Source organism: Sphingobium sp. TA15 (assembly GCF_037101235.1).
GTDB lineage: Bacteria > Pseudomonadota > Alphaproteobacteria > Sphingomonadales > Sphingomonadaceae > Sphingobium > Sphingobium indicum.
On sequence record NZ_AP025355.1, the window covers coordinates 1,669,251 to 1,682,295 of the forward strand.

At 66.3% G+C, this 13,045-nt stretch carries 11 protein-coding genes; 2 read left to right on the top strand and 9 right to left on the bottom strand.

Annotated elements, in window-relative coordinates; genetic code table 11:
• Positions 1-26 precede the first annotated feature (26 nt).
• Positions 27-1,193, bottom strand: a complete 1,167-nt coding sequence (locus Sj15T_RS08295; RefSeq protein ID WP_013040594.1) for a hypothetical protein — start codon at positions 1,191-1,193, stop codon at positions 27-29.
• Between the two features lie 76 nt (positions 1,194-1,269).
• A complete protein-coding gene (locus Sj15T_RS08300) occupies positions 1,270-1,572 on the bottom strand; it encodes a hypothetical protein (RefSeq protein ID WP_007688437.1) in 303 nt (100 codons plus the stop codon).
• Between the two features lie 80 nt (positions 1,573-1,652).
• Here Sj15T_RS08300 and Sj15T_RS08305 point away from each other — a divergent pair, with 80 nt between their 5' ends.
• On the top strand, positions 1,653-4,325 hold the full coding sequence (locus Sj15T_RS08305; RefSeq protein WP_041386478.1) for a hypothetical protein: 2,673 nt from the start codon (positions 1,653-1,655) through the stop codon (positions 4,323-4,325).
• An 87-nt stretch (positions 4,326-4,412) separates the two neighbouring features.
• On the opposite strand, the gene Sj15T_RS08310 is transcribed toward Sj15T_RS08305, so the two are convergent.
• From Sj15T_RS08310 to Sj15T_RS08335, 6 genes are all read right to left on the bottom strand, one after another.
• Positions 4,413-4,685: a DUF4242 domain-containing protein gene (locus tag Sj15T_RS08310; RefSeq protein WP_007688441.1), complete on the bottom strand. Its 273-nt coding sequence runs from the start codon at positions 4,683-4,685 to the stop codon at positions 4,413-4,415.
• A 102-nt stretch (positions 4,686-4,787) separates the two neighbouring features.
• A complete protein-coding gene (locus Sj15T_RS08315; RefSeq protein WP_013040596.1) occupies positions 4,788-5,513 on the bottom strand; it encodes an extensin family protein in 726 nt (241 codons plus the stop codon).
• A gap of 3 nt (positions 5,514-5,516) precedes the next feature.
• The gene (locus tag Sj15T_RS08320; RefSeq protein ID WP_013040597.1) at positions 5,517-6,278 is read right to left on the bottom strand and encodes an NUDIX domain-containing protein; all 762 of its coding nucleotides are present in this window, start codon (positions 6,276-6,278) and stop codon (positions 5,517-5,519) included.
• Between the two features lie 106 nt (positions 6,279-6,384).
• Positions 6,385-7,827 carry an aldehyde dehydrogenase family protein gene (locus Sj15T_RS08325; protein ID WP_013040598.1) on the bottom strand — a complete coding sequence of 481 codons (1,443 nt, stop codon included), beginning with the start codon at positions 7,825-7,827 and terminating at the stop codon, positions 6,385-6,387.
• Positions 7,828-7,869: 42 nt separating this feature from the next.
• Entirely contained in the window at positions 7,870-8,841 is a 972-nt protein-coding gene (locus tag Sj15T_RS08330; RefSeq protein WP_013040599.1) for a hypothetical protein, read from the bottom strand.
• 40 nt (positions 8,842-8,881) lie between these two features.
• Complete coding sequence (locus tag Sj15T_RS08335) at positions 8,882-10,516, bottom strand: GMC family oxidoreductase N-terminal domain-containing protein (RefSeq protein WP_013040600.1); 1,635 nt, start codon at positions 10,514-10,516, stop codon at positions 8,882-8,884.
• A 286-nt stretch (positions 10,517-10,802) separates the two neighbouring features.
• Here Sj15T_RS08335 and Sj15T_RS08340 point away from each other — a divergent pair, with 286 nt between their 5' ends.
• Entirely contained in the window at positions 10,803-11,612 is an 810-nt protein-coding gene (locus tag Sj15T_RS08340; RefSeq protein WP_233431864.1) for an IclR family transcriptional regulator, read from the top strand.
• A gap of 45 nt (positions 11,613-11,657) precedes the next feature.
• On the opposite strand, the gene Sj15T_RS08345 is transcribed toward Sj15T_RS08340, so the two are convergent.
• Positions 11,658-12,962, bottom strand: a complete 1,305-nt coding sequence (locus Sj15T_RS08345) for an MFS transporter (protein ID WP_025772664.1) — start codon at positions 12,960-12,962, stop codon at positions 11,658-11,660.
• Positions 12,963-13,045 lie beyond the last annotated feature (83 nt).

A 13,045-nucleotide genomic window follows, 5' to 3' on the forward strand; every position in this document is an offset into this window, starting at 1 on the left:
CACTAAACCGTAACGAGCAAAATCGTTCAATTCCGGCGGAGCAGGATCATCGTTCCCACAGACGCGATGGCGCACAGCATCGCCAGGTCGAACATCGGCGCCAACGCTCCGGTCGCCGAAGCCAGCAGCAGCGGAATGAGCGCGCTGGCGGGCGTGAAGATCATCCATGGCCGCAGCGGCCCGGCCTTTTGCCAGCGATCCGCCATCTGGACGATCGCCAGCATCAGCGCGAGATAGGTCGCCGTCGTCCCTCCCCCCGCCAAGGCGATCCCGCCTAGCGCGAAGGCCGGCGTGACGAAGGCCAGCCAGCCCATGGGCAGCGGCCGCAACGCCATTTCGTCCAGCCTGTCCGCCGTTTCCGCCAGCAGCAGCGACAGCAGCAGCAGGCAGAAGCCGGTGCCGGTCCAGAGCAGTTCGATCGGCACCAGCGCGATCGCGCCCAGCGCCATGGCGGCGATCCGCACCTGCAATGCCGGAACCTGCATGCGCATCAGCGCCGGACTGATCAACCGGGCCGCCGGGCCCAGCAGATATTGTTCGGCCGCGCCCCGGACGCGCCGCAGCCGCGGTCCGCCGGCAAGCACCGCCTGCGCCGCCAGATCGGCCTGCTCCTGCGTCTCCACCAGGGCGACGCGGCCCTCCATCAGGTCGTCCTGCGGCACGGTGATCCGGCGCGCGCCGGCCTGCACCGCGCCCCGCACCAGCGTCAGCGCCAGATCCCAGTCCCCGATCATGTCGAGCGTGTTGAACAGCAGGTCCGGACTGACCCGGACGAGGCCCGCCCAGCGCTGCCCGGCGTCGATCCGTTCGAACGGCGCGCTCGCCCGGCTGTCGTCGGTCACCAGCAGGGCATCGCCCTGATGGGCGGCCATAGCCTCGAAATAAGCCTGTCCGATGATCGCGCCGTCCGCGACCAGCAGGGCGTCGGCGTCGCGGGGGGCGTCGCGCACCATCGACACCATGTCGCGGACCAGCGCGACGGCGATGCCGTCGGCCGACAGCCGGTCGACGGCCTGCGACAGGGCCGGGGTGATGACGCTGACCAGGATCATCACCCGGTCGGCCCCGGCGCGCACCGCCTGCCGCGCCTGATATTCCACCAGAGTCTGCCCGGCGAAATGCAGGCTGGCGCGCAGCGACCCGGCCGAATCGCCGCCAGCCCGGCTCGCGCTGAGAATAGCCGCAAAAGTCATGCGTGATGAAACCGACCCGATCCTTGTTCAGTCCACCTTTACAAGGCGGAGGGCATCGCGCAAGCAGCCTGACGCGTCAACGTTGCGTAAGGTCGTCTAGCGCGGCGCGCAGCCGCCGCAATATGCGCGGGTCGCCCGGCGCGGCGTCGGCCGCTTCATCGGCCATCGCCATCAGGCCGGTCAGGCCGAAACTGGCCGCCAGCCCCTTCAGCCGCCAGGCGGCAAGCTGCCAGTTCGCGTCGCAGCGCGACCGCCCCAGCAGATCGACCTGCCGTTCGGCGCTTTCGATGAAGGCGACGCGCAGATCCTCTATCAGCGGTCTGTCGTCGCCGACAGCGGCGGCAAGAGCGGCATTCAGGGCGCCTGGATCATAGGACATGGGGTCAACGCTATCTGGCTTGCGTTAAGTTTTGGTAACAGGGCATTTTCGTACGCGCAAAAGCTGCTAGGATGGGCCGCATGAACGGGGGCAGCACAATCGTCGAATTCTGGCGGGACAAGGACGCGGCGACCGATGACGCGGCGCGGGCGGACGACGCCCTGCTGTTGAAACAGGCCGTCCTGGACCTGGAGGACGATGGCATGCCCGCGGAAAGCGAAGGCCATGGCATGCGCGCCGCGACCTGGGCGTTGCTCGCCGCCGGCCTTGGCTGGATCGGCTTTTCCGGCTGGGCGACGCTGTCCTCCGGGCAATGGCGCGCCGGGCCTGCGGCGTGGCCGGGGCTGGTTGCGACCATCCTGGTCCCGCTCATCCTGCTGGGCGTCTGCTACCTGCTGCTCTTGCGGAACAGCCGGAGCGAAGCCCGCCGCTATCGCGACACCGCCCGCGCCCTCCGGACGGAGGCCGAACTGCTGGAACTGCGGGTCGCGCGAATCGCCGGCCAGTTGGAAACCGCGCGCCAGAGCATGCAGGACCAGGCGGAACTGCTCGACAGCTATGGCGCCGCCGCCAGCAGCAATATGGAGGCTTCGGCCGAACTGATCGCGAGCCGGGCCAACAGCACCGCCGAACGCGCCGAGGCCGCCGAACGCGCCGGGCTGGCGCTTGTGCAGCGCATGGAGGCGCTGGTCGCCGCCATCCCGGAACTGGAGGATCGCGCAACCCGCATGTCCGCGCAGATCATGGACAATGGTCATGCGCTGGCGGAACGCATCGACATGCTGGAGGCGCGGCTGCATGCGCTGGGCGAGATTTCCGACGACGCCCGCAGCCGGACGCTTTCCGCGACCAAGAGCCTGTCCAGCCAGCTCACCGAACTTCAGGAAGCCACCCGCTCCGCCGCGCAGGAAGTGACCGGCATGGCCGATGTCGCTTCGGGCCGGATCGAGGCGACGACCCAGAGCGCGCGCAAGGCGATGGAGGAGAGCCGGCTCGACATCGAACAGAAGTCGATCCTGCTGAGCGGCCTCACCGACCGGACAAAGGCGGAAATAGAGGAAACCGCCCAGTCGGTCATCGCCCTGCTGACGCAGGAACTGAACCGCGTCGAGATCGACGTGCTGCACCGCCTGGAAACCACCCATGGGCGGGCGCAGGAAACCATGGCGGCGGTCGACGCCAATCTGACCGCGCAGGCCGCGTCGCTCAAGGCGCTGATCGAGGGCGCGCAGGCCGGCATCGCCGCCACCAGCCAATCCGCCCTTTCCACACTGGCGCGCGACGCCGAGACCGTGGAGGCCGAACTGCGCCGCCGGGTGGAAGCGGCCATTGCGCAAACCCGTGAAGGCATCAGGCTGAGCGACGAGAGCATCGCCCGCCACGAGGAGGCGCTGGAGGCGCTGATAGCCCGGTCGCGCGACAGCATCGCCGCCATCGGGGATGACACCGTCGCCCATCTCGCGGACCATGTGGGCGAGATCGAAAGCCGCCTGCACCAGATCAACGATCTGGTCGAGGGCCAGCGGGCGCTTGTCTCCGGCCTGCAAAGCAGCCTGGACGAGGCGGTCGATTCCGCCCAGTCGCGCTTTGCCGCGATGGAACAGTCCGCCCTCGCCCGCAATGAGCGGCTGACCGAAGCGCTGTCGCGCCTGACCGCCGAAACGCAGCGCATCGACGCCGCGCTGGGGGCTGGCGGCATGACCGCCGAAAAGCTGATCGGCAGCGCGGAAACGCTGATGATGGCGCTCGATTCCAGCGTGCGCGAACTCGACGAAACCTTCCCCGCCGCGCTCCAGCGCTTCAACGGGCGGATCGAGACCAGCCGCACCCTGCTCGACAGCGCGGCGCCGGAAATGGAGCGGCTGGAGGCGATCTCCGAAGCGCTGCTCGGCCGCACCCAGGAGGCCGAGGAACTGCTGCGCGGACAGGGCCGACGCCTGACCGAATGGCTGGAAAGCACGCAGAGCGGCGTCGACGCCAATCGCGAACTGGTGGAGAAGCTGCGCACCGCGCTCGACAATGCGCATCAGGAGGCCACCCGCATCACCGAGGGAGCCGGTCCGCTGCTCGTCACCGCGCTGCTGCGGGTGAAGGACACCGCCGACCAGGCCGCCGAACGCGCCCGCCAGGCGCTGAGCCGCGCCATTCCCGAAGCGGCGGAGGCGCTTGCCGACGCCAGCGAGCAGGCGATGCAGCGCGCCATCGACGAAAAGGTCACAGCCCAGATCGAAATGGTCGCCAGGGTGGCGGAGGAAGCGGTGAGGGCCGCGCATCAGGCATCCGACCGCCTGACGCGCCAGCTGCTGACCATCGCCGACACCAGCGCCAGCGTGGAGGCGCGGATAGAGGAGGCCGAGCGCGCCGCCGAAGACCGCGACCGCGACCATTTCGCGCGACGGTCCGCGCTGATCATCGAATCGCTCAACAGCACGGCCATCGACGTTTCGAAGATCCTGTCGAACGATGTGACGGATTCGGCCTGGTCAGCCTATCTGAAGGGCGACCGCGGCGTCTTCACCCGTCGTGCCGTCAAGCTGTTGGACGCGGGCGAGTCCCGCGAAATCGCCCTGCATTACGACAATGATCCTGAATTCCAGGAGCATGTGAACCGTTATATCCACGATTTCGAATCGATGCTGCGGATCATCCTGTCGGCCCGCGACGGCAATGCGCTGGGCGTGGCGATCCTCTCCTCCGACATGGGCAAGCTCTATGTCGCGCTGGCGCAGGCGATCGAAAGGCTGCGACAATAGGGTTCGGCCCGGCGATCGTTCCGCCGTCGCCTGCTTCCGCGGAGGGGCGCGGCGCGCCTCACCCCGCATCCCCACTTCCCCGACGCATCAGTCCGCCGTCGTCGGATCGATCGTCGCGCATATCCGGGCGATGCTGTTCGCCGGAAACCCCGCCATTTCGGCGTGCCGACGGATCAGTTCCTCGCTGGGCGCGCGATAGACGCAGTAAATCTTGTCGTCCGTCACATAGCTGTGAACCCACTGAATGTCCGGGCCAAGCTGGCGCAGGACATTGCAGGATCCCTGCGACGCGTCCTTGAGCTGATCGGGCGATAATCCACCGACACCCGGCATGTCCCGTTCGATCACGAATTGCGGCATGGCGTCCTCTCCTGCCTGAAAGGCGCGGGGATCATAGACCCTCCATGCCCCATGTTCGAGGGCGATATTGGATTAGGGCTGAATGTCGATGGCCCCAGGCCCTCAACGGCAGGCGCGCCCGCCCCGTGCGCCGCGCTCCGCCTGATCGAGGTGCAGATGGTCGCGATGGGCCGCATTGTAATCGGGCGACAGGACCGTCGAAAACAGCGCGCAGGCGCCGTCGCGGACCTCATGCAGGAAATCCGCTTCCTTCCCCTCTCCCTTCCAGTCCGCCGCGACGCCGATCCGACGGCCATCGGTCAGGATGAAACCCGCCACGTCGATGGCGTCGGCGGTGGCATGCTCGCTGAAATCCCCGGCACTGCGTCCATAGAGGCGGCGGCAGCTATAGGCGCCGAAATGCGTGACCTTCCGAACCGCCCGGCCGAAATGGCGCTGGGCGGCGGGCTGGACCACCTGCCATTCCCAGAGCTTGAGCGCCGCCGCAACCGGGCAGGATGGCGCCACCGCTGCCGGCTCCAGCGCAATGGCGCCCTCGGCGGGCGCCAGCCGCACGGCGTCGGCATAGGCGCAACGGCCCTCGCCGCCCGGCTTCATCCGCGCATAGGCGACGCCCGCCCGATCCAGCAGGGCGCGGCATTCGGCCGGACGGGCGGCCAGCATGGCGAGCTTGCGCCCGGTGAAGAGGCCGACGGGCTGGGAGAGGTCTAGGCGCGTCCAGGGCAGATTCTGCGGCTGGCGGGCGACATAGGCATAGCCGACCAGGCAAAGGATCAATATCGCCGCGACATGGACCAGGCGGCGCAGGAAGACATGGATTCGTCGCATGGCTCAAGCACGCCGGACTGTCCCCATTGGTTCCGCCGTCACCGGATAGCCGAGATGATCGGGGATGCAGAGATGCGGCGTTCCATCCCTTTCCTCAAGCCAGGGCGTCACGGTTTCGACCGGGATCGACAAGGCGTGGGCGGCCAGATCGTCGAAGCTGGCAAATCGGGCCAGCCGTTCCAGATTGCGCCGCGTCGGAAAGATGACCTGCCCCTCCCCCCGGTCGCAACGCGCCAGCATGTCCGCCGCGCTGCTCCAGAAAAGCGCCACATTCTCTGTCGCATCGACGCTCGCGACTTGTCCTTCGGGCGCCCGGGCGATGTAGAAGCGGGTGTCGAACACCCGCCGCGCCTGTTCCAGATGCGCGGGATGCCAGCGGGCGAAGGGCAGCAGCCTATCCAGCGCGATTTCCAGCCCATGGTCGTCGAGTATGTCGCCCAGCCCCGCCCCCGCCGCCAGCGCCCGCCGCATGACGGCGATCCGGTCCGGCCCCGGCGGCGAGGTGAAGGCGATGGCGAGGCCGCTTTCCTCCAGCGTCTCCCGCACGGCGGCGATCCGCGCCGCCGCTTCGTCCAACGGCAGGCCGTCGGCGATCGTCGCGGCCAGGGCATGGTCGCCGGCATCCACCGCGCCGCCCGGAAAGACCAGCGCGCCCGCTGCGAAGGCCATGCTGGATGCGCGCTCCACCATCAGGATTTCCGCGTCGGCGCCGGGGCGGTCGCGCAGGATGACCACCGTCGCGGCGGCGCGGCCTGTGGGAAGCATATCTGTCATGGAACCGGCATAAGCGCCGAAATCGCCGGCGGTAAAGGCCCTTCCGTCGAGCGCCGGGGATTGATCGGACCGCGTCTACCCGAATGCCACGGCCGCGTCAGCTTCGCCGGATCACCAGGTTGCGGATTTCACTCATGTCCTCCATGGCGAAGCGCACGCCTTCGCGCCCCAGCCCGCTGTCCTTGACCCCGCCATAGGGCATGTTGTCGACGCGGTAGCTCGACACGTCGTTGACGACGATGCCGCCGACGTCGAGATGGTCCCACGCCTCCAGCACCTTGTGGATGTCGCGCGTGAACAGCCCGGCCTGAAGCCCGAACTTGCTGTCGTTGACCTCGGCGAGCGCAGCCCTCCAGTCGGAGAATTTCGACAGGATAACCACCGGACCGAACGCCTCCTCCCGCACGAGGTCGGTGTCGTGGGGGACGTCTTCCAGCAAGGCGGCTTCCAGCATGTTGCCTTCGCATCCGCCGCCTGCGAGCAGGGTCGCGCCCGCCGCGACCGCATCGTCGATCCAGCCCTTCAGCCGCCTGGCCTCGTTGACCGAGATCATGGGGCCTATGAACGTGTCGCGCAGCTTGGGATCGCCGGATTTCAGGGTCCGGACCTTCGCGGCGAGCATGTCGCGGAACCTGTCGTAAATATCCTCGTGGATGATCACGCGTTGCACATGGATGCAACTTTGGCCCGATTGATAATAGCCGCCGAAGATGATCCGCGCCAGCGCATGGTCCAGGTCGGCGTCCTTGTCGACGACGACCGCCGCGTTGCCGCCCAGTTCCAGCACGACCTTCTTCTTGCCCGCACGCGCCTTCAAGTCCCAGCCCACGTCCGGCGAACCCGTGAAGCTGAGCAGCTTCAGCCGGTCGTCGGTGGTGAACAGGTCGGCGCCCGCGCGCGATGCGGGCAGGATGCTGAACGCGCCCTCCGGCAATATGTCGCATTCGGCGAGCACCTCCCCCATGATGATCGCGCCCAGCGGCGTCAGCGACGCGGGCTTCATCACGAAGGGGCAGCCGATCGCGATGGCCGGAGCGATCTTGTGCGCGGCGAGGTTGAGGGGGAAGTTGAAGGGCGAGATGAAGCTGCACGGGCCGATGGGCACGCGCTTCCACATCCCCATATAGCCCCTGGCGCGGGCCGAAATGTCGAGCGGCTGGACCTCGCCATAATTGCGGGTCGCTTCCTCGGCGGCGATGCGGAAGGTGTCGATCAGGCGGCCCACCTCCCCCTCGCTGTCGGCGATGGGCTTGCCCGCCTCGACGCACAGGGCATAGGCGAGCTCGTCGAAACGCTCCTGAAAGCGGGTGACGCAATGGGCGAGGATGTCGCGCCGTTCGAAGCTCGCCAGCCGCGCCATCGGCTCGGCTGCGCGCGCGGCCCCGGCGATGGCTTCGGAAATGATCTCCGGCGTCGCGAGCGCGGTGCGGAAAGCGACCTCCCCGGTGAACTTGTCGGTCACCGCCAGGTCGGCATTGGGCTGCGCCGCCCGGTTGTTGAGATAGAGCGGATAGACGTCTTTAAGCTTCATCACGGCCATTCTCCCATATCCCCGGCGCGCCGCGGATGCTGTTTCCCTTATCTACCGCTGGAGCGCCCGCGCAATCCGGCTGAGATAGAAGACGCGCTCGAACGTGGCGTCGAACGCGACGGGGGTCGACTGGTCGGGCGATCTATACCAGCGGCCGTCCTGCGCCTGGACATCGCATATCCATTGCGTCATGCGCGCGGAAACATCCCTGAACCCGTTGTCCCCGGTCACGGCGAACAGTTCGGCGCAGCCCCAGGCGATCTTGCCGTTGGAGGTCGATTCAGATATTTCGGGATGGCATCCGTTCACGAACGCCAGCAGCTTTTCCGCCGCATCGATCCATTTGCGCTCGCCCGTCAGCAGGTTCATCTGCGCCATCAACGCGAGAGCATATCCGATATACCAATATATCTGCCCGCTTTCCGACCGCCGGACCGTCCAGCCCCTGCCATCCTCCCCCGCCGCCGGCCGCACATATCCCCTTTCAGGCGACCACCGGAAATATAACGCCTCCCTGGGTTCGGGCTGGTCCTCGACAAGGGCGCGAACCAGATCGGCTCCCTTCGCGACCTCATGGCTCCTCCCCGCGGCGAGCAGCGCCGTCAGGGCGCAGCATGTCAGGCCGACATCGACGACCCGCCCCTGTCCGTCGACAAGGACGCCGCCCGTGGTCGGGCAAAGCTGCCCGCTTATGGCGTTCGCCGCCGGAACGGACATGTCGTAGCGACCGGCCAGATGGGCTCCCCAGGTCAGCCACGAATCCCGGTAGATCGGTCCGACCGTCGCGGCCGGATATTGCTCGCCCCCGAACTGCCCGTCCCGGTAGAAGTCCCGCTTTATCTTGCGCGCGACGCGTTCCGCCTCCAGATAGCGGCCGGCGACGGTCAATGTCAGGAGAGCCTTGTAATAGCCGAACAATATGGACTCGCTGCCTTCAAGCTCGCCGCTGTCCGATACGCGCTCGACAAGCCATTTCAGGCCGAGCGATATTGCTTCCTCGCAACGCCGAACGATCTCTGCCAATGATCCTCTCCAGGATTGAGAATGCGTGATGGGGGCTGCCTCACGCCGCCGTCCGGCGGATGAGATCGGCGCCCTTTTCCCCGATCATCAGGGCCGCCGCATTGGTGTTGGAGGACGGCATGGTCGGCATGATGGAGGCGTCCACGACCCGAAGCCGGTCGACCCCCCTGACGCGCAGCCGATCGTCGACCACCGCCCAGTCGTCGCGCCCCATCTTGCACGTGCCGATCGGATGATAGGAGGTCTGGCCGCTTTGCCGGATATATTCCTTGATCTCCTCATCGGAGGAAACCGCCGCGCCGGGCCGCAATTCCGTCACGACGAATCTGGAGAGCGCATCCTGCGACGCGATGGTCCGCGCCATCCTGATCCCCGCTGTCAGAACCCGGACATCCTCTTCGTCCTCGAACTGGTTGGGGTAGATGAGGGGCGCGGCATTCGCGTCGGGCGAGGATATGTGGAGATGGCCGCGCGATCGCGGCGACAATTGGACGACGCCTATCGTCAGGCCGGGATGCGGGTCGATCCCCAGATCCTTGCTGTAGGCCATCCGGTCCTGGCCGCTGAAATGGTGAAGCTGGAGCTTCAGGTCGGGCATCGGAGCATCCGGCCGGGACCGCACGATGGCATGCGCCGACGCGAGCGGGGTCGACATCAGCCCCCGGCCCAGGAACAGCCATTCCGCCCCCACCTTCATGCGGAACAGGTAATTGCGGACCAGTTCGTTCAGGCCGGCGGTATTCCTGGCCTTCAGGCTGATGCGGGTTTGCAGGTGATCGATCAAATTCTCGCCGACGCCGGGCAAATGGTGGACGACAGGGATGCCGGCATCTTTGAGGATGAACCCGTTGCCGATCCCGGAAAGCTCCAGCAACTGCGGTGAACCGATCGCGCCTGCACTGACGATGATCTCTCTATCGGCGCGGATGGTCTGTTCCCCGCCGGCGTTCTGCAAGACCACGGCGCTGGCGCTTCCGCCGACGACATCGATCTTCCTGACCCGCGTGTTCGCCAGGACATGCAGGTTCCTGCGCTTCATGGCCGGGGAAAGATAACCGACGGCGGCGCTTTGCCGCCGTCCATAGCGGGTGTTGAACTGCAACGGGCTCGCCCCCTCGATCGACGCGCCGTTATAGTCGGCATTGGCCGCTATGCCGGCCTGCGCGCACGCATCCAGGAACGCGCCGGTGACCGGCAGATCCAGCCTGAGGCGCTCCACCGAAATCGGGCCGCCCCGCCCCCTGTAGCGCGGGTCTCCGCCCTTGAAATTCTCGAATTTCTTGAAGAATGGCAGGACATCGTCATAGCCCCAGCCGATATTGCCCATTTGCCGCCAGCGATCATATTCCTCGCGCAGGCCCCGGATGAAGATGGTGCCGTTGACGGAGCTGGAACCGCCGACGACCTTGCCCCGCGGCCAGCTCAGCCTTCGGCCGTTCAGCGCTGGCACCCCCTCCGTCTCATAGGGCCAGATCACGTCGGTCCGGCGCAGCATCTGCCCGGTCCCCAGCGGAGCCCGCATCCAGAACAGCGTGTCCGGGCCGCCCGCTTCGACGAGCAACACCGAATGTTCCCCGCTTTCGCTGAGCCGGCTGGCGACGACGCATCCCGACGATCCAGCGCCGATCACGATATAATCGTACGAAGTCCGGACATCGTTATGCGCCATGCTCATGCTGGGAATATTCCATTTCGTGCGACCCGCGGCTCAGGCCGGGCCGGATGCAGGCTTGCTGCATCCGGCGCCTCCCCCACGGTTTAGCTTGAATGATAAGTCATAATAGTTCCATATATCGAAACTGTCAAAGGATTATCGTCGGTATGTCGGAACTTTTAAATTTTCTCGGCATGGCCTATCAGGAGGATGCTTTTGGCCGCTCCAGTTCCTGTGTAATTGCGGAAGCTGGTGCGCGGGTGCCGACAGGCGAATCGGACGCGAGGGGATGGAAGTGGGAAAATCTGTGCCGGCCGAAGACCAGGGATCGATCACGAGGCAGCGTTCCTCCAAATATTCCGACCCCTTCTTCGCCACGACGCTGGAGCGGGGCTTGCGGGTTCTTGCGGCATTCCGCCCGGATGACGCGTGGCTCAGCAATTCGGAGATTTCCGCCCGGACGGGAATGCCGCGATCCTCCGTCTCGCGCCTGACCAACACGCTGGTCCAACTTGGCTATCTGGGCCTCAATGAAAGCGGGTCCTATCGCGTGGGTTCCCAGGTTCTTTCCGTGGCCTATCCGCTGCTGGCGCGGTTCAAGATTCGGCAGATCGCGCGCCCCTTCATGCGCGATTTCGCCGTGCGGGCCGGCGGCAACGTGTCGATCGCCATGTCGAACGACCTCAACGCCATCATGCTGGACGTCACGCGATCGGACGACACGGCGCTGCCCGACTATATTTCCGACATAGGATTTTCCGTACCGCTCTATCGCACCGCCATCGGCCGCGCGATCCTGTCGCTCATGTCGCCGGAGGAGCGCGCCGCGCTTCACCAGCGGACCTTGGAGACCGCCCCGCAACTGGCCGACGGAAAGGCGGAGGCCGACCAGGGCGTGGAGGACTGCAAGACGGACGGTTTCTGCTTCGCCTCGTCCTGGCGGGCCGAAACGCTGGCGGTGGCGGCTCCGCTGCTGCGGACCGCCGATGGGGAATGCCTGGCGCTGGTGTGCGCCGTTCCGGCTTTCCGGACCAATGAGAATGAGATGCGGAACGATGTCGGGCCGCGCCTCGTTTCGCTTGCCGCCCGGATCAGGGCGCTTGCCGGCGGCGCGTAGCCGGAGCCTGGCCGCGCAAGCATTTCCAGGAGCCGTTTCCCGGCTTCAGCCCGACTTCAGTTCGCTATTGAGGCGCAGGCTTGCGCGCCACAGGAAGAAGGCGGGGATCAGGCCCAGCCATGCCGCGCCATAAAGGACATATCGCACGCTTTCGGCCCCGACGGCGGGCTTCAGCATTTCCGACAAGATGCCGAACAGCAGCGGCCCCAGTCCCAGCCCGACCAGATTCTGCATGAACAGAAGTATGGCGCTGGCCATCGCCCGCGCCTCTGGCCGCACGAGCCCGTGCAGGCAGGCGAAGGTCGGGCCGTAATAGGATGCGTTGAACACCGTGGGTATGAAGATCAGCACGAGGGCGATATGCCATTCGTCGATCCAATAGCCGAGGAAGAGAATGGGAGCGCCGAGCGCCATGCCGATCACGGGCGTGGTCAGCATATGCCGCTTGTCCACGCGGCCGAAACGGTCCGCCATGTAACCGCCCAGCCAGGTGCCGACGATCCCCGCCGCGCCGATGGCGATGCCAAGCAGCAGCCCCGTTTCTCCCACGCTGAGGCCGTGCGAGCGCTGAAACAGGATCAAGGCCCAGACATTCTTGCCATAGGTGAGGAAAGCCGTGAAAGAGGCCCCGATGGCGAGGTGAAGGAAGGTGCGCGTGCCGAACACCTCCCGCAGGGCGCCGACGACGGTCAGATCGGCCCCAGGCGCCGGAGGAGCGGCCGCCGGCCGTCTGCGCTCGTCCCGGATCAGGAAGGGCAGGGCCATGGCCATCAGGATGCCGGGAGCCCCCACCAGCATGAACGCGAAGCGCCATCCCCACAGATCGTTGGCGAAGCCCCCTATGGCCAGCCCGAACAGGGTGCCGATGGGAATGCCGAGGCCATAGAAGGCGATGGCCGACGAACGCTTCGAAGGTTCGACCGTGGAGCTGATCAACGAGTGCGCCGCCGGGGTGCAGCCCGCCTCCCCTATGCCGACGCCGATGCGGGCGAGCAGGAGCTGGATGAAATTATGGGCCATGCCGCACAGCACCGTCATCCCGGCCCAGGTCGCGAGCGAGATGGAGATCAGCCCGACGCGATTGGTCGTGGGGCGATCGGCGAACCGGGCGATGGGAATGCCCAGCACCGTATAGAAAAGCGCGAAGGCCAGGCCCGTCATCAAGCCGATTTGGGTGTCGGACAGCGAAAGATCCCTGGCTATCGGCTCTGCCAGGATGTTGACGATCTGCCGGTCGAGAAAGTTGAAAATATAGACCAGGAGCAATATCCAGAGCATCGTCCGGGCGCCCGACCTGTTCCGCACTTCGGCGGCGGCCGCAGCAGTCGCAACTTGATTGGTTTCATCCACTTTTCTCTCCCGGCGCCAGGGGCGCGGATGTGGCGGCGGGATTGCCCCCGCGGCGCCCATCAAAACTGGCTTCACATGGGGTC

Excerpts from the sequence above, each read along its gene's own strand:
- Sj15T_RS08295 (WP_013040594.1), bottom strand. The coding sequence starts at position 1,193 with ATGACTTTTGCGGCTATTCTCAGCGCGAGCCGGGCTGGCGGCGATTCG.
- Sj15T_RS08300 (WP_007688437.1), bottom strand. The coding sequence starts at position 1,572 with ATGTCCTATGATCCAGGCGCCCTGAATGCCGCTCTTGCCGCCGCTGTC.
- Sj15T_RS08305 (WP_041386478.1), top strand. The coding sequence starts at position 1,653 with ATGAACGGGGGCAGCACAATCGTCGAATTCTGGCGGGACAAGGACGCG.
- Sj15T_RS08310 (WP_007688441.1), bottom strand. The coding sequence starts at position 4,685 with ATGCCGCAATTCGTGATCGAACGGGACATGCCGGGTGTCGGTGGATTA.
- Sj15T_RS08315 (WP_013040596.1), bottom strand. The coding sequence starts at position 5,513 with ATGCGACGAATCCATGTCTTCCTGCGCCGCCTGGTCCATGTCGCGGCG.
- Sj15T_RS08320 (WP_013040597.1), bottom strand. The coding sequence starts at position 6,278 with ATGCTTCCCACAGGCCGCGCCGCCGCGACGGTGGTCATCCTGCGCGAC.
- Sj15T_RS08325 (WP_013040598.1), bottom strand. The coding sequence starts at position 7,827 with ATGGCCGTGATGAAGCTTAAAGACGTCTATCCGCTCTATCTCAACAAC.
- Sj15T_RS08335 (WP_013040600.1), bottom strand. The coding sequence starts at position 10,516 with ATGAGCATGGCGCATAACGATGTCCGGACTTCGTACGATTATATCGTG.